The following is a 16,071-nucleotide window of genomic DNA, read 5'->3' as shown; positions in this document are numbered from 1 at the left end:
AGCCGTGAGCACCGACGACGCCTCGTGGCTGCGGTCGCTGCTGGAGAGCCACAGACCTCCGCCTGGACCCGTCTCGGGCCGGTGGGCTCTCGGCGTCGGCGACATGATGGCCAATCACTCGCTGACGCCGGACAAGCTGCGCGGACTGGTCCGCAAGCTCAACTACTTCGGCGGTGTCGCGATCAGCGAGGAAGCCGTCGAGTTCGACGGGGACAAAGTCAAGTGGGCCGACGTGGAAGAGGTCCGCACCCGCAGCCTGATCGAGTACATGTTCACCGGCGGCCTGGACAGCCAGATCGACAAGCTGCCGGTGCCGTGGTTTCCCTTCCGCCGAAAGGTGCTTGGCGCGATCTCGCGCGCGGCGCTCACGCTGCTGTTGGCCGCCGCGAAGCAACAGCTCGAGGGCGGCGCGATGGACATCCGCATCCCCGCCGACGTGCACTACCGCGCCACGCTGTTCAACCGTGAGCTCGCGCCGGGGATGCTCGCCGCGGTGATACTGGCCGACCCCGCCGTCCGCGCGTGCTTCGAGGCGACCGCGCAGGCCAACGACGTGACGGTGGTCCCCGCCGAGGACGACGTCATGCATGACGCCGACGAGCGCGCCGAACAGATCAAGGCGATGCTGGCCAAGCTGCGCCAGTGATTTGTGTGCGTTTAGGAGCGCTCACCGCTCTCGATTGCACACAAATCGCAGTTAAACGGCGACCAGATCGTCGGCGTGGACCGCGGGACGGCGCATATCCGCAGGCAGATCCGACGTCGAGCGGCCCAGCATCTTGGCCAGCTCGGCATGGTCGTAGGCCACCACCCCGCGCGCCACCATCGTCGCGTCCTGCGAGCGCAGCTCGACGACATCGCCGCCGTAGAAGCGGCCCGACACCGCGGTGATGCCCGCGGGCAGCAGCGACCGCCGCTGTCGCACGACCGCCCGCACCGCGCCGTCGTCGAGCGTGAGCGCCCCAGATGCCTCGGCGGCGTAGCGAACCCAGAACCTGCGCGCCGACATGCGTTCGGGCCGCGGCGCGAACACCGTGCCCACCGACGCGTCCACGAGCGCCGTGGCGGCGTCGGACGCCGCGGCCAGCAGCACCGGCACGCCCGCGTCGGCCGCCAACAACGCCGACGACAGCTTCGACGCCATCCCACCGGTACCCAGGTGACTGCCTCGTCCCGCCACCACGCCGTCGAGATCGTCCGGCCCGGCGACCTCAGGGATGAAGCGTGCGTTGCCTTTTCGCGGATCCGAGTCGTAGAGGCCGTCGATGTCGGACAGCAGCACCAGCCCGTCGGCGCCAACCAGGTGAGCCACCAGGGCCGACAGCCGGTCGTTGTCGCCGAACCGGATCTCGTTGGTGGCGACGGTGTCGTTCTCGTTGACGATCGCCACCGCGTGCAGGACCCGCAACCGGTCCAGCGTCCGCTGAGCGTTGGTGTGCTGCACGCGCATCGAGATGTCGTGTGCAGTCAGCAGCACCTGGCCGACGGTGCGGTTGTAGCGGGCGAACGCCGTGTTCCACGCGTTGACCAACGCGACCTGCCCGACGCTGGCGGCGGCCTGCTTGGTGGCCAGATCCGCAGGACGCTTGGACAGCTTGAGCGGTTCGATGCCGGCGGCGATTGCGCCCGACGACACGATCACGACGTCCGAACCCGCCTTCATGCGCGCCTCGATCGCGTCGGCCAACGTCGCCAACCGGTCGACGTCGAATACCCCGGACGGCGTGGTCAGCGCGGTGGTCCCGATCTTGACGACGACGCTTCGCGCGGTCCGGATCGCCTCGCGGTGCAGGCTCATGACTCACCACCGGGGCGTCGGCGCTCGCGGCGGGCGGCCTTGCGTTCGGCGGCACCGGCGCGATCCGTCTGCTCCAACCGCGCATCGGTGCCGCGGCCGGACAGCGGCACGTCGACGCCGGCCGGGGTAAGCGGCTCCCAGTCGAACGTCACGTCGCCGATGGTGACCGCGCAGCCGGGTTTGGCGCCGAGGCGCAGCAATTCGTCCTCCACGCCGAGCCGGGCCAGCCGGTCGCCGAGATATCCGACGGCCTCGTCGTTGGTGAAATCCGTTTGGGCGATCCATCTTTCAGGGCGGGTACCGCGCACGATGAAACCACCCTCGCCGTCGGATTCGACGGTGAATCCGGTCTCGTTCACCGGGACGGGTCGGATCACCGGCCGACGCGGCACGACGGCCGGTTGCGCATCGCGATATGCGGACACCATGTCCCACAGCGCGAACGTCAACGGCCGCAAACCTTCTCGCGACACCGTCGACACCTCAAAGACGGGCCAACCGAATCGGCGGGCGACCTCCTCGCGGACGAAGTCGGCGAGTTCGCGCGCATCGGGCACGTCGATCTTGTTGAGCACCACCGCTCGTGGCCGCGTGGCGAGGTCGCCGAGTGTCGAATCACCCTGCAGCGTCGGCGTGTACGCAGCCAGTTCGGCCTCGAGGGCCTCGATGTCGGAGACCGGGTCGCGGCCGGATTCCAGCGTCGCGCAGTCGACGACGTGTACCAACACGGCGCATCGCTCGATATGCCTGAGGAATTCCAGCCCGAGGCCGCGTCCCTCGGAGGCTCCGGGAATCAGGCCGGGCACATCGGCGATGGTGAACGTGTTCTCCCCCGCCGACACCACGCCCAGGTTGGGCGTCAGCGTGGTGAACGGATAGTCGGCGATCTTGGGCTTCGCCGCCGAGATGGCCGACACCAGCGACGACTTGCCTGCGGACGGGAACCCGACCAGGCCGACGTCGGCGACCGTCTTCAGCTCGAGCGTGAGGTCGCGGACCTGACCCTTCTCGCCGAGCAGCGCGAAACCCGGCGCCTTGCGCGCCCGCGAGGCCAGCGCCGCGTTGCCGAGCCCCCCGCGACCACCTGCGGCCGCCTCGAATCGGGTGCCCGCACCGACCAGGTCGGCAAGGAGGCGGCCGTGCTCGTCGAGCACGACGGTGCCGTCGGGCACCTTGACCTCCAGGTCGGCGCCCGCCGCCCCGTCACGGTTGCCACCCATGCCCTGCTTGCCGGACGGCGCGACCACATGGGGGTGGAAGTGGAAATCGAGGAGGGTGTGGACCTGCGGGTCGACGACGAGTACGACGCTTCCGCCGCGCCCGCCATTGCCGCCGTCGGGTCCACCGAGCGGCTTGAACTTCTCGCGGTGGACGGAGGCACAGCCGTTACCGCCGTTGCCCGCCTTCGCGTGAATCACGACGCGGTCGACGAACCGTGGCATTTCGGTAAACCTCCGTTTGTAACGTCATGGCGGGAAATGGCTCGCGATCCCGCCCTGTCGTTACAGTCGCGGAGCCTAGGCCTCCGAGGAGACGGGCGGTCGCACGACGCTGACCGTCTTGCGTCCGCGCTTGCTGCCGAACGTGACGGCACCGGGGGCCGTGGCGAACAGCGTGTCGTCGCCGCCGCGCCCGACGTTCACGCCAGGATGGAAGTGCGTGCCGCGCTGGCGGACGATGATCTCGCCAGCCTTGACGATCTGGCCGCCGAAGCGCTTGACGCCGAGCCGCTGGGCGGCGGAGTCGCGACCGTTACGTGAGCTGGAAGCGCCCTTCTTGTGTGCCATCTGTCGCCTCCTACTACTTGATTCCGGTGACCTTGAGGACCGTCAGCTGCTGACGGTGACCCTGCCGCTTGTGATAGCCGGTCTTGTTCTTGAACTTGTGGATGCGGATCTTGGGGCCCTTGGTGTGCTCGAGCACCTCGCCGGTGACGGCGACCTTCTCCAGCGCCTTGGCGTCGCTGGTGACCTTGGCACCGTCGACGACCAGAGCGACGGGCAGCGACACCTTCGCGCCGGGCTCTGAGTCGAGCTTCTCGACCTTCACGACGTCGCCGACCGCGACCTTGTACTGCTTGCCGCCGGTCTTGACGATCGCGTACGTGGCTTTCTCGGCTGCCATCAGGTCCTTCTTCTTCTCGTCTCTGGGCGCGCGCTACTGGTGGCTGCGCATGTCTGGGTTTCCGGGTCCTTCTTGGTCGCCGGCCGCAGCCTGGCGACAACTGCTCAAGGTTACTTGAGCCGCGCAGCGAGGGTCAAATCACCGCAGGTCACGCATTGTCACTGCTCGTTGATGGGCGGTCCGGCGGGCCTGGCGGCGGCGCGCCGCCGGTGCCGACCGCCCGGCGGGGCTACCCGGACCGGCTCGACGTCGTCGTATTCGTCGTCGGAGTCGTCCTCCTCGGAGTCCTCATCGTCCAGGTCGGGGTCGTCCTCATCGTCGTCCTCATCGGAGTCGTCCTCATCGGAGTCCTCATCCTCGGACTCGTCATCATCGTCGTCGTCGGACCCGATGACCTCGATGTCGTCGTCTTCCTCGTCATCGTCATCGTCGAGGTCGATGTCGTCCTCATCGGACTCGTCGTCCTCGGTCTCGTCGGTCTCGTCGGTGTCGTCGTCCACCGCCTCGGCGACGGCCTCGCGGATGGTCTCCGAATCGACCTCGGCGACCTCCTCGGCGGTCTTCTCCGCGTCCGTGCCGTCCTCGTCGTCCTCGTGGCGACCGTTGGCCGCGGCCATCGCCTTGAACATCGGGTGCTCGCCTGCGGGATGCGGCGGCACCTTGGCGACGGCGACGTCGTCGGCCTTACCGCCGCGTTTGCCGCGCTTGCCGCGCCGTCCGCCCGACTCGGTCTTGCGCCCGCCCGTGGCCGTCGAGTCCACCGGATCGCCGTGCAGCAGGATTCCCCTGCCGCCGCATTCCGCGCAGGTCGTGGAGAACGCCTCGATCAGACCCGTGCCCAGACGCTTGCGCGTCAGCTGCACCAACCCCAGCGACGTCACCTCGGAAACCTGGTGGCGGGTGCGGTCCCGCGCCAATGCTTCGGTCAGTCGGCGCAGCACCAGGTCGCGGTTGGACTCGAGCACCATGTCGATGAAGTCGATGACGACGATGCCGCCGATATCGCGCAGCCTCAGCTGGCGCACGATCTCTTCGGCGGCCTCGAGGTTGTTGCGCGTGACCGTCTGCTCGAGGTTGCCGCCTGAACCGGTGAACTTGCCGGTGTTCACGTCGACCACCGTCATCGCTTCGGTGCGATCGATGACCAGCGTGCCGCCCGACGGCAGCCACACCTTGCGGTCCATGGCCTTCGTCAGCTGCTCGTCGATGCGGTGCACCGCGAACACGTCCGGCGCGTCGGGCCCCGCGGGCTCGTACTTCGTCATGCGTGGAACGAGTTCGGGCGCAACCGAATTCACATACTCGTTAATGGTGTTCCACGCCTCGTCGCCGGACACGATGAGGCCGGTGAAGTCCTCGTTGAACAGGTCGCGGATGACCTTGACCAGCACGTCGGGCTCTTCGTAGAGCGCGACGGCCGCGCCAGCCGCCTTCTCCTTGACCTCGGCGGCCTTCTGCTCGATCTGCGCCCAGCGCTCCTGCAGCCGATTGACGTCGGTGCGGATGTCTTCTTCCTTGACGCCCTCGGATGCGGTGCGGATGATCACGCCCGCCTCCGGCGGCACGACCTCGCGAAGGATCTCCTTGAGGCGCTGCCGTTCGGTGTCGGGCAGCTTGCGGCTGATCCCCGTCGACGACGCGCCGGGCACGTAAACGAGGTACCGCCCGGCCAGCGACACCTGAGTCGTCAACCGTGCGCCCTTGTGCCCCACCGGGTCCTTGCTGACCTGGACGACGACGTAGTCGCCGGGCTTGAGGGCCTGTTCGATCTTCCGGTTCGCACCGCCGAGACCGGCCGCCTCCCAGTTCACCTCGCCCGCGTAGAGCACGCCGTTGCGGCCACGGCCGATGTCGACGAACGCCGCCTCCATCGACGGCAACACGTTCTGCACGATGCCGAGATAGATGTTGCCGACCAGCGACGCCGACGCCGCCGACGTCACGAAATGCTCGACGACGACGCCGTCTTCGAGCACGGCGATCTGGGTGTAGCGCGCCCCCTCGTGCGGTGGTTCGGTGCGGATCTTGTCGCGCACGACCATCATCCGCTCGACGGCTTCGCGCCTGGCGAGGAACTCGGCCTCGCTCAGGATCGGCGGACGACGACGTCCCGCGTCCCGGCCGTCGCGACGACGCTGGCGCTTGGCCTCCAGGCGGGTCGATCCGTTGATGCCCTGGATCTCGCCGTCGCCGTCCTTGCCGTTCTTGGTCTTGCGCGGCTCGCGCTCGTGGACGACGGTGTTCGGCGGATCGTCGGACGATCCGTTGTCATTGTCGTCGCCCGCGCCCGACTTGCGGCGGCGACGGCGACGTCGGCGGCGCGTACCGCCCTCACCCGTCGCGGTCTCGTCGTCGCCGCTGTCCTCGTCGGAATCGTCCGATTCGTCCGATTCATCGCCGGAGTCCTGACCGGCGTCGCTGTCGTCGGAGTCGTCGTTCTGCTCACCGCGACCCCGGCCACGTCCGCGGCGGCCTCGGCGCCGACGCCGGCCGGACGGCCGGTCGGCCTGCTCGTCGTCGGAGTCCGGCCCGGAATCGTCGGTGTCGTCCTCGTCGTCGTCCTCATCGTCGGTGTCGTAGTCGATCCGAATCGGCTGAGGAGCCATGAACAGCGGCTGGTAATCGGCCCGCTCGGGAGCGGCCGGGGCGGTAGCCTCGAGCATCAGCCGCGATTCGGGTTCGTCCCCGTCTGCGCCGGCCGAGGGTTCCTCGTCGGCCTCGGATTCAGCTTCAGCGACCGTCGAAGTCTCCGGCCCCGCATCGGGGACGGACTCCTCAGGCTGCTGCGCCTGCACCGCGACGGTCAGCTCTTCAGGCTGAACGTCCTCCGCGGGCTGAGTTTCTTCTGATAGGGCTTCTGTTTGGGCATCGTCGGCCACGTAGTCTCCTTTAGCCCCCGGGCGCGTCGTGTTTGACGCGGCCACGCGAGGGCTTCCGCTATTGACTCGGGCCAACTACACCCGAGCTTGTTATGGTCTCGCCCCGAGCAATCCCCTGGTTGGAGACCCTCAGTGCCGGTCTGAATGATGGCTGGACGGTCGGCGCCGCACCGCGCGTGGCGATGGTCGCGCACGTCTAAGTCTTCATTCGGGCGTCCGCCCCCCTGGTTAAAAAGGGCCGTTACCCGTCCCCAGTATCCCACATCACGCCGCTCCGCCCGACCACGTCGGACGAGCAGGCCATTTACGGCCCCTAAGCGCCGGGGAACCAGAGCTCGATTTCACGCGCGGCGGACTCCGGAGAATCCGACCCATGCACCAGGTTGTCCTGGGTGATCAGCGCGAGATCGCCGCGAATCGTGCCCGGCACCGCCTTCTCGACGGGGTCGGTTCCCCCCGCGATCTGGCGAAACGCGGCGATAGCCCGCGGGCCCTCCACGATGGCCGCGACGACCGGCCCGGAGGTGATGAACTCCAGCAGCGAGCCGAAGAACGGCTTGCCGTCGTGTTCGGCGTAGTGCTTGCGGGCCAGCTCGTCGCTGACGTCCTTCAACTCCAGGGCCGCGATGGTGAGGCCCTTCCGCTCGATTCGGCTGAGAATTTCGCCGACCAGGCGCCGCTTGACGCCGTCGGGCTTGATCAACACGAGGGTGCGCTCAGTCGGCTCAGTCACGGCGCACAGCCTAGTCGGGGGGTTGTTGCTGGCCGGGCAACAGTCCACGCTTCTGCCGGCGCAGCACCTCGAAACGCAGGTAGGCGATCAGCAGCCAGACACCGAGGAAGACCAGGCCGATGAACCCGATCGCGCCGTGCACGACGACGCCGGCGATCACCACCAGCTGCAGCGCTAGGTTCGCCCAGATGGCCCACGGCCGGCCCTGGATGCCCGCGAACAGCACCAGGATGACGGCGAGCCCGATGACGTATCCGCCGCTGGCCGCCGTCAGTCCCCCGCCGATCCGCGCCACCACCGGCAGCGCGAGCAGCACGACGATCGCCTCCAGGATGAGCGTGCCTGCCATCACCCCGCGGAAGCTCTTCCACGGGTCGGGCGGGGCCTGCGGCTGCTCGGTCATTCCGGCTCCTTGCCGAATAGCGTCCGCGCCGCGCCCGCCGTGACGACCGAACCGGTGATCACCATGCCCACTCCACCGAAGCCGTCGCCCTCGGCGCCGGCCTCTTCGACCAGCGCGGTCGCGGTCTCGATCGCATCGGGCAGCGTCGCGGCGGTGATCACGCGTTCCGGGCCGAACCGCTCCTCGGCGCGCATCGCCAGCGCGTCGACTTCCATTGCCCGAGGGGAACCGTTGTGGGTCACGACGATCTGGTCGAACACAGGCTCCAGAGCATCGAGGATCCCGTCGACGTCCTTGTCGGCCATCACCGAGATGACACCGACGAGGAACCGGAAGTCGAATTCCTCCTGCAGCGCTTGCGCAAGCGCGACGGCGCCGGCCGGGTTGTGCGCGGCGTCGACGAAAACGGTTGGGGCACTGCGCAACCGCTCAAGTCGTCCGGGACTGGTGACCGATGCGAAGCCCGCACGTACCGTCTCGATGTCCAGCTGCCGTTGCGCACCCGCCCCGAAGAACGCCTCGACGGCGGCCAGCGCGACGACGGCGTTGTGCGCCTGATGCTCCCCGTGCAGGGGCAAGTAGATGTCGCTGTAACGCCCACCGAGACCCTGCAGCTCGAGAAGCTGTCCGCCGACCGCGATCTGCCTGCCTAGCACGGCGAACTCCGAGTCCTCACGGGCCACCGCGGCGTCGGCGCGGACCGCTTGCGCCAGAAGCACTTCCATCGCCTCCGGCAACTGCCGGGCGATCACCGCGACGGTCTCGGTGGGGACCAGCGACTCCTCCTGCTTCTTGATGACCCCGGCCTTCTCCCCTGCGATGTCGGCGACCGTGTCACCCAGATAGTCGGCGTGGTCCACCCCGACCGGCGTGATGACCGCGACCGGAGCGTCGACGACGTTGGTGGCGTCCCATCGTCCGCCGAGCCCGACCTCGACAACGGCCACATCCACCGGCGCATCGGCGAACGCCGCGAACGCCATGGCGGTGACGACCTCGAACTTGCTCATCGCGGGACCGCCGGTCGCCTCGGACTGCTGGTCGACCAGTTGCACGAACGGTTCGATCTCGCGGTAGGTCTCGACGTACTTCGCCGGGCTGATCGGCTGTCCGTCGATCGAGATGCGTTCGACCGCCGACTGCAGGTGCGGGCTGGTCGTGCGGCCGGTGCGGCGGCTGAACGCGGTCAGCAGCGCATCGACCATCCGGGCCACCGAGGTCTTGCCGTTCGTCCCCGCGATGTGAATGGACGGGTAACCGCGCTGCGGCGACCCGAGCAGCTCCATCAACGCGGCGATGCGGGTCGTGCTCGGTTCGAGCTTGGTTTCCGGCCAACGCTGATCGAGCAGATGCTCGACCTGCAACAACGATGCGATCTCGTCCGGGGTGGGGACGGGCTCGGTCATCCGTTGAGCCCGGCGAGGCGTGCCGTGATTCGGTCCACTTCCTCGCGCGCCACCTGCTGGCGCTGACGGATCTTGTCGACGACCTCGGCGGGCGCCTTGGCGAGGAACTTGTCGTTACCGAGCTTGGCCTCGGTGCCCGCGAGCTCCTTCTGCGCAGCGGCGAGATCCTTCTCGAGGCGGCGACGCTCGGCCGCCACGTCGACGGTGCCCGACGTGTCGAGTTCCACGACGACGGTCGCCTGCGACAACCTGACCTCGACCGCCGCCGACGCGTTGAAGCCGTCGTCGGCATCGGTCAACCACGCCAGGGCGCTGACGGCGGGCAGCTGCGCCTCGAGATCCGCCTTGGCCACGTCAGACAGGCGTGCGGGCACCCGCTGGCGGTCGTTGAGTCCCTGGTCGCTGCGGAACCGGCGCACCTCGGTGATCAACTTCTGCATGTCGGTGATCCGCTGCGTCGCAACCTGATCCACCGCGAACCCGGAGGGCTGCGGCCAGTCGGCGATCACCAGCGACTCACCGCCGGTCAGCGTCTTCCACAACACCTCGGTGACGAACGGCATCACGGGATGCAACAGCTTCAGCAGAGTGTCGAGCACCGCGGCCAGTACAGCGGTTGTGTGTTCGACACCGTCCGCGAGCTGAACCTTGGCCAGCTCGACGTACCAGTCGCAGAACTCGTCCCACGCGAAGTGGTAGAGCGATTCGCACGCGCGGCTGAACTCGTAGCTGTCCAGCGCCGAATCCACTTCGGCGCGAACCTCTTCCAGCCGGCCCAGGATCCACCGGTCGGCGTCGGTCAGCGAACTGGTCTCGGGCAACGGAGCGGGAGCGGCGCCGTTCATCAACGCGAAGCGGGTCGCGTTGAACACCTTGGTGGCGAAGTTGCGCGACGCGCGGGCGTGGTCTTCACCGATGGACAGGTCGCCACCGGGGCTCGCGCCGCGCGCGAGCGTGAACCGCAACGCGTCGGCGCCGAACTTCTGGACCCAGTCGAGCGGGTCGATGCCGTTTCCGCGGGACTTGCTCATCTTGCGGCCGAACTCGTCGCGGATCAGCCCGTGCAGGAAGACGTTCTCGAACGGCACCTGCGGGCCGCGCCTGCCGTCGCAGGTGATCGCGGGATCGTCGGCGACGAAGGTGCCGAACATCATCATCCGGGCCACCCAGAAGAACAGGATGTCGTAGCCGGTCACCAGAACCGAAGTGGGATAGAACTTTTCGAGATCGGGCGTGTAGTCGGGCCACCCCATCGTGGAGAACGGCCACAACGCCGACGAGAACCACGTGTCCAGCACGTCGGGGTCCTGCTCCCAGCCCTCCGGCGGGGTCTCGTCGGGCCCGACGCACACCATGTCGCCGTCGGGACTGTGCCAGATCGGGATCCGGTGGCCCCACCACAGCTGACGCGAGATGCACCAGTCGTGCATGTTGTCGACCCAGGCGAACCAGCGCGGCTCCAGGCTCGGCGGGTGAATCACCGTGCGGTGCTCGCGCACTGCATCCCCGGCGGCCTTCGCGAGGGACTCGACCTTGACCCACCACTGCAGCGACAGCCGTGGCTCGATCGGCTCCCCGCTGCGCTCTGAGTGGCCGACGCTGTGCAGGTATGGGCGCTTCTCCTCGACAATGCGGCCCTGCTGGGCCAGCGCCTCGCGCACCTTGACGCGTGCCTCGAAGCGGTCCAGGCCGTCGAATTCCGTTCCGGTATCGGCGATCCGGCCTTTGGTGTCCATGATCGTCGGCATCGGCAGCTGATGCCGCATGCCGATCTCGAAGTCGTTGGGGTCGTGCGCGGGGGTGACTTTGACTGCGCCCGTGCCGAACTCGGGGTCGACGTGCGAGTCGGCGACGATCACCATCTCCCGGTCGACGAACGGGTGCGGCAGGGTCTTGCCGACCAGGTGGCGGTAGCGCTCGTCGTCGGGATGCACCGCGATCGCGGTATCACCGAGCATCGTCTCGACTCGGGTGGTGGCGACGACGATGTGCGGTTCGTCGTCGCGCAGCGAACCGTAGCGGAACGACACCAGCTCACCCTCGACGTCCTCGTACTTGACCTCGAGGTCGGAGACCGCCGTCTCCAGCACGGGCGACCAGTTCACCAGCCGCTCGGCCCGATAGATCAACCCGGCGTCGAACAACCTCTTGAAGATGGTGCGGACGGCCCGGGACAGGCCCTCGTCCATGGTGAAGCGGTCGCGGCTCCAGTCGACACCGTCGCCGAGGGCCCGCATCTGCCAGCCGATGGTGCCGCCGGACTCGCGCTTCCAGTCCCACACCTTGTCGACGAACAGCTCGCGACCGAAGTCTTCCTTGGTCTTGCCGTCGACGGCCAGCTGCTTCTCGACGACGCTCTGGGTGGCGATACCCGCATGGTCCATGCCCGGCAGCCACAACACCTCGTAGCCCTGCATGCGTTTGCGCCGAGTCAGCGCGTCCATCAGCGTGTGATCGAGCGCGTGGCCCATGTGCAGGCTGCCGGTGACGTTCGGCGGCGGCAGGACGATCGAATACGCGGGCTTGCTGCTCGCGGCGTCGGCCTTGAAGTAGCCGGCATTGACCCAGCCCTCATAGAGGTCGGTTTCGACCGCGCCTGGATCCCAGGATTTGGGCAGGGCGTCGAGGCCGGGGCGGGGGGTGTCGGTCACCCCGCAAGTCTAGAAACACCGCGCGAGCAGACGGAAAAGACCCCGACACGCTGGTCGGACGGGGCACTTTGCGACTGGTCGCGCAGAAAAAGTTACTTCTTGCCGCCGAGCAGGCCGCCGAGGATCTCGCCGATCGGGTTGTTCTGACCACTGCCGCCGCCCAGCACGCTGCCCAGGATGCTGCCCAACGGGTTGTCGCCGCCCCCGCCGCCCCGGCCGCCACCACCGGCGCCGCCGAGGATGCTGCCGAGGATGTCGCCGAGCCCGCCACCGCCGCCGGCCTGCTCGGCGGGCGCCGAGCCCTTGGACAGTTGCTTGCCGATGTAGGCCAGCACGATCGGCGCCAGGATCGGCAGCAGCTGCTTGATCAGGTCGCCGCCGCCCGCGCCCTTGTCGGCCAGCGCGGAGGCGACGGCGCCGCTGTCGTTGCCGCCGAAGATCTTGGCGACGTACTGGTCGCCCTGCTTCGCGTCGACCTGGTCGACGCTGACTCCGCCGTCAAGCAAACCGCTCGCGCCTTGCTGAGCAACGGCGGATTCGAGGTCACTCGAGTCGATCTGGTTGGCCTGAACGTTCTCGGCCAATCCACCGACCAGCGCGGGGACCAGAGTCCGAATCGCGTTGTTCACTTCGCCTTCGTCGGCGCCGACCTTCTTGGCAATCTCGCTCACCGGGATTTGCGCGTACAGATCATCGAGACCAGCCATGGTTCCCCACCTTCATTGCTGGGATAATTCAACAACGCTAGTCGAAATGCACTTGGCGCACAGTGTTTTTACGCGCGCGGCTCATTTCAGGCGCGTCGTCTCCAGCAACACTTCCGCAGCGGGGAAGCGAGCCAGCAACGCATCGCCCATCGCCGCCGCGGGTGTCAGGACGCCACGCAGATCCGAGAGCCGGTCGCGGTCGAACGCGAGCGCCAGACCGCATTCGCCCAGCAGTACCGACGTCGCCTTGTATCCGTAGTCGCCACGCTGTGAGAACCGCGCCCGGTAGTGGGCGCCCGTCGTCGTGGTGGTGTAGGTCTCGACCGTGTAGCGCCCGTTCTCGCGCACCCTCTCGCTGGGGCCGGTGCCCGGTTTCGGTGCGATTCGGTCGATGAGGCTGCGCGGGATGCGGCGAAAGTAGCGGCTGCCCAACTCCATCGCCGCGACGTTGCCGGCGGTGGCCAGTGCCGCGACGACCGGTGCCGCCACGGAGCGGCCCATGCTCATCAGCTCGCCGTACTCGAGCTTCCTGCCGTAGGCGTATCCCAGTAAAGCGTTGCTGCGCCTGACGATTCGGGAGTTCGGCCCGGCCATCACGAACGGCGCCAGCCAGTATCCGTCGAGCGCGTCGTCGACCTCGCTGCCGCGCCGCCACCGAATGTCGGGCTGCCCACCGAGTTCGGGCTCGGCTGCGCGGTCGGGCGAAAGGGTGTAGGGATCGTTCATCGCCCGTCGCGCCTCGGGGTCACTCGAGACCGTGCTGAACACGTCGATCATCGACGCGACGGTGCCTCCCGACACCCCGCCGACCATCTCCCGCACGACCAGGTTGGCATCGGTCAGCTCGCCCGCCTGGTCCTCCTGGATACGCCGATACAGCGCGAACACGCTGAGATCCGAAGGGATCGAATCGAATCCACACGAGTGCACGATGCGCGCACCGGTATCTGCGGCCTGCTTGTGGTACTGGTCGATGCTGTCGCGGATGAACAACGTCTCGCCCGTCAGGTCCGCGTAGTCGGTCCCCGCGGCCGCACACGCCGCCACCAGCGGTAGCCCGTAGCGGGCGTACGGCCCGACGGTGGTCACCACCACCTGGGCCCTGGCCGCCATCGCGTCCAGCGTCGACGGCTGCGACGCATCCGCAGCAATGATCGGCCAGGACTGCGCCTTCTCCCCCAACGATTCCCGTACCGCCAGCACCTTGTCGTGCGACCGGCCCGCCAGTGCGATGCGCGCGTCACCACCGGCTTTGGCCAGGTATTCGGCGGTCAGCTTTCCGACGAAGCCGGTCGCGCCGTACAGGACGATGTCGAACTCACGTTGGCCGCTCATGTCCGCGACGCTACCCGAGCGTCGTCGGCAGCTCGATCTCCTCACCGAGGACGTGACGGCTCAGGAACGCGATGACCACCTGGTACCAGACCTTGGCGTGCTGAGGGCTGAGCACCCAGTGATTCTCCGACGGGAAGAACAGGAACTGGTGCGGACTGTTGCCGTCCTCGTCGGCAGGCAGGCGCGATTCCGTCAGCAGCTGGTACCAGAGGCGCAGCGCCTCGCCGATCGGCACGCGATAGTCCTTGTCCCCGTGGATGACGAGCATCGGGGTGGCGATCTGGCCGACGTGCTGGTGCGGTGAGTTCGCCGCGGCCATCTCCGGTGTCATCTCGCGGACCCAGTAGTACGCCGCGTCGGTGGTGACGCCGAACTGCTCGAGGGCCCACAGGCTCGCATGGGTGACGATCGCGTCGAATCGATCGGTGTGTCCGGCAACCCAATTGGCCATGTAGCCGCCGAAGGATCCGCCCATCGCCGCGGTCCGGTCGGCGTCGATGCGGGGATGCGCGCACGCAGCGTCCGTCGCGGCCATCAGATCGTCGTACGGCGCGCCGCCCCAGGCGCCCCATCCCCGCTGGATGAAGTCCTGCCCGTATCCGGTGGACAACCCGGGATCGGGGAGCAGCACCGCATAGCCCCGCGCGGCCAACAACCACGGATTCCATCGCCACGACCAGACATTCCAGCTGGAGAGCGGGCCGCCGTGAATCCACAACAGCAGCGGGGCGGGCGCATCACCATCCGGCAACACCAGCCATGAACGCACGCGCGTGCCGTCGGTTGAGGTCGCCTCGAGGTCGGTCAGCGTGCCAGGAAGGCGAGGTAAATCGATGCAGGGCAACTCCGTGACGGCGCCGTCGCGATCGATGCGCACCGGATGTGGCGGCGCGGCGTAGGAGGTGCGCAATGCGTAGAGCACGCCGCCGGGCGCGGCGGCGACGTCGGTGTAGGCGTGGTCGTCGAACGTCAGTTGCGTGACGGTGCCGTCGGCGGGGTCGATGCGGAAGATGGGAGCCCGGCCGTCCTGGTCGGCGGTGACGATCAACGCGGACCCGTCGCGCGACCACGTCACCGACGTCGGCCAGCGATCCCAGCCGAGCGCCACGTCGACCGGACTATCGCCGAAACGCATGCAGCACAACGTGAAATGGGGCGCCCTCTGCGGCGTCGACTGCGCCTCACGGATGTATGCGACGGACAGTCCGTCCGGCGCGATCGCCGGATCCCACAGATCGGCGTCGGGATCGTCGGCGATCACAGTCCGCTCACCGCTGTCGGTGTCGATGCGTACCAGGACAGCGCGCTTCGAGGCGCGCGGCGCGGGCACCTGCCAGCTGGTGACCACGAAGGTTCCGTCGGGGCTGACGTCGAAATCGGCGTTCCACAACGCACTTCCGGGAGACGGGCTCAGGTCCTTCGGCTCGCCACCGTCGAGGTCGGTGCCGAACAGATGAGGTTCGCCCGGCCCAAGATCCTTGTCCCAGTAGCGGATCGGATATCCGGTATGCAGGATGGCGGTGATCTTGTTGTCCTTGCGCAGATCCCAGATGCGGCGGTCGTCGTCCATGCTGTGTGCCGATGGCATCATCGGTCCGCTCACGACCGCCATGTCGGCGTAGCTCGCGGTGCGCACCGACTCGACTCCGCCGGGCAACGCCAACGCCTCGAACGCCTCGCCGCCCGCCGCAGGCAGGCGCCACAACGACGCGGGCGTCTTGTCGTCGCCGTCGGTCGGCCGCTTCGCGACGAACAGCACGTCGCCGCCCGCGGTGAACACCGGCGACGACTCGCCCTTGGCGCCCCGGGTCAACCGCCGCGCCGGCTGCACGCCCGCGGGGTCGACTTCCCATACCGCGCTGATGTACTCGGTGCGCTTGTCGTTGAGCTCCGCGCGGGTGACCACCACGCGAGTGCCGTCGGGCGATACCGCCAGGCCCGTGACGCGCGGCAGCGCGAGGTAGGCATCGAGGTCGTCGAACGGCGTCGGGTCGGTCATGCCCATTTGGTAGCACAGCCGCCAAACCTCCCCGCC

General features: G+C 68.1%; 13 protein-coding genes. 1 reads left to right on the top strand and 12 read right to left on the bottom strand.

Annotation, left to right across the window (positions count from 1 at the left end):
- Positions 1-4 precede the first annotated feature (4 nt).
- Entirely contained in the window at positions 5-646 is a 642-nt protein-coding gene (locus G6N43_RS13010) for a hypothetical protein (protein ID WP_083150146.1), read from the top strand.
- Positions 647-697: 51 nt separating this feature from the next.
- Here the strand turns inward: G6N43_RS13010 and proB are convergent, their stop codons facing one another.
- The 12 genes from proB to G6N43_RS12950 all read right to left on the bottom strand — a co-directional run bounded on the left by proB (position 698) and on the right by G6N43_RS12950 (position 16,041).
- Positions 698-1,798 (bottom strand): glutamate 5-kinase, encoded by a 1,101-nt coding sequence (gene proB / locus G6N43_RS13005; protein ID WP_083150147.1) that lies wholly within the window; start codon positions 1,796-1,798, stop codon positions 698-700.
- Entirely contained in the window at positions 1,795-3,240 is a 1,446-nt protein-coding gene (obgE, locus tag G6N43_RS13000) for a GTPase ObgE (protein ID WP_083150148.1), read from the bottom strand. Before obgE ends, proB begins: the two co-directional genes overlap by 4 nt.
- A gap of 75 nt (positions 3,241-3,315) precedes the next feature.
- Positions 3,316-3,585: a 50S ribosomal protein L27 gene (gene rpmA, locus G6N43_RS12995; protein ID WP_083150149.1), complete on the bottom strand. Its 270-nt coding sequence runs from the start codon at positions 3,583-3,585 to the stop codon at positions 3,316-3,318.
- Positions 3,586-3,598: 13 nt separating this feature from the next.
- A complete protein-coding gene (gene rplU, locus G6N43_RS12990) occupies positions 3,599-3,922 on the bottom strand; it encodes a 50S ribosomal protein L21 (protein ID WP_083150150.1) in 324 nt (107 codons plus the stop codon).
- A 158-nt stretch (positions 3,923-4,080) separates the two neighbouring features.
- A complete protein-coding gene (locus G6N43_RS12985; RefSeq protein WP_110810315.1) occupies positions 4,081-6,801 on the bottom strand; it encodes a ribonuclease E in 2,721 nt (906 codons plus the stop codon).
- A gap of 313 nt (positions 6,802-7,114) precedes the next feature.
- A complete protein-coding gene (ndk, locus tag G6N43_RS12980; RefSeq protein ID WP_083150152.1) occupies positions 7,115-7,534 on the bottom strand; it encodes a nucleoside-diphosphate kinase in 420 nt (139 codons plus the stop codon).
- 10 nt (positions 7,535-7,544) lie between these two features.
- Complete coding sequence (locus G6N43_RS12975) at positions 7,545-7,937, bottom strand: DUF4233 domain-containing protein (protein ID WP_083150153.1); 393 nt, start codon at positions 7,935-7,937, stop codon at positions 7,545-7,547.
- The gene (folC, locus tag G6N43_RS12970) at positions 7,934-9,343 is read right to left on the bottom strand and encodes a bifunctional tetrahydrofolate synthase/dihydrofolate synthase (protein WP_083150154.1); all 1,410 of its coding nucleotides are present in this window, start codon (positions 9,341-9,343) and stop codon (positions 7,934-7,936) included. The genes G6N43_RS12975 and folC overlap by 4 nt, the downstream gene beginning before the upstream one ends.
- A complete protein-coding gene (locus G6N43_RS12965; protein WP_163658086.1) occupies positions 9,340-11,994 on the bottom strand; it encodes a valine--tRNA ligase in 2,655 nt (884 codons plus the stop codon). Before G6N43_RS12965 ends, folC begins: the two co-directional genes overlap by 4 nt.
- A 92-nt stretch (positions 11,995-12,086) precedes the next feature.
- The gene (locus G6N43_RS12960) at positions 12,087-12,701 is read right to left on the bottom strand and encodes a DUF937 domain-containing protein (RefSeq protein WP_083150156.1); all 615 of its coding nucleotides are present in this window, start codon (positions 12,699-12,701) and stop codon (positions 12,087-12,089) included.
- Between the two features lie 81 nt (positions 12,702-12,782).
- A complete protein-coding gene (locus G6N43_RS12955; RefSeq protein ID WP_083150157.1) occupies positions 12,783-14,036 on the bottom strand; it encodes a saccharopine dehydrogenase family protein in 1,254 nt (417 codons plus the stop codon).
- A gap of 10 nt (positions 14,037-14,046) precedes the next feature.
- Positions 14,047-16,041: an alpha/beta fold hydrolase gene (locus tag G6N43_RS12950; RefSeq protein ID WP_083150158.1), complete on the bottom strand. Its 1,995-nt coding sequence runs from the start codon at positions 16,039-16,041 to the stop codon at positions 14,047-14,049.
- Positions 16,042-16,071 lie beyond the last annotated feature (30 nt).

This window comes from Mycolicibacterium moriokaense (assembly GCF_010726085.1).
Classification (GTDB): Bacteria; Actinomycetota; Actinomycetes; order Mycobacteriales; family Mycobacteriaceae; genus Mycobacterium; species Mycobacterium moriokaense.
This window is presented reverse-complemented; position numbering and strand designations above follow the sequence as displayed.

What these genes read in the sequence shown, in the direction of transcription:
- proB (WP_083150147.1), bottom strand. Translation starts at nt 1,798, where the DNA reads ATGAGCCTGCACCGCGAGGCGATCCGGACCGCGCGAAGCGTCGTCGTC.
- obgE (WP_083150148.1), bottom strand. Translation starts at nt 3,240, where the DNA reads ATGCCACGGTTCGTCGACCGCGTCGTGATTCACGCGAAGGCGGGCAAC.
- rpmA (WP_083150149.1), bottom strand. Translation starts at nt 3,585, where the DNA reads ATGGCACACAAGAAGGGCGCTTCCAGCTCACGTAACGGTCGCGACTCC.
- rplU (WP_083150150.1), bottom strand. Translation starts at nt 3,922, where the DNA reads ATGGCAGCCGAGAAAGCCACGTACGCGATCGTCAAGACCGGCGGCAAG.
- G6N43_RS12975 (WP_083150153.1), bottom strand. Translation starts at nt 7,937, where the DNA reads ATGACCGAGCAGCCGCAGGCCCCGCCCGACCCGTGGAAGAGCTTCCGC.
- folC (WP_083150154.1), bottom strand. Translation starts at nt 9,343, where the DNA reads ATGACCGAGCCCGTCCCCACCCCGGACGAGATCGCATCGTTGTTGCAG.
- G6N43_RS12960 (WP_083150156.1), bottom strand. Translation starts at nt 12,701, where the DNA reads ATGGCTGGTCTCGATGATCTGTACGCGCAAATCCCGGTGAGCGAGATT.
- G6N43_RS12955 (WP_083150157.1), bottom strand. Translation starts at nt 14,036, where the DNA reads ATGAGCGGCCAACGTGAGTTCGACATCGTCCTGTACGGCGCGACCGGC.
- G6N43_RS12950 (WP_083150158.1), bottom strand. Translation starts at nt 16,041, where the DNA reads ATGGGCATGACCGACCCGACGCCGTTCGACGACCTCGATGCCTACCTC.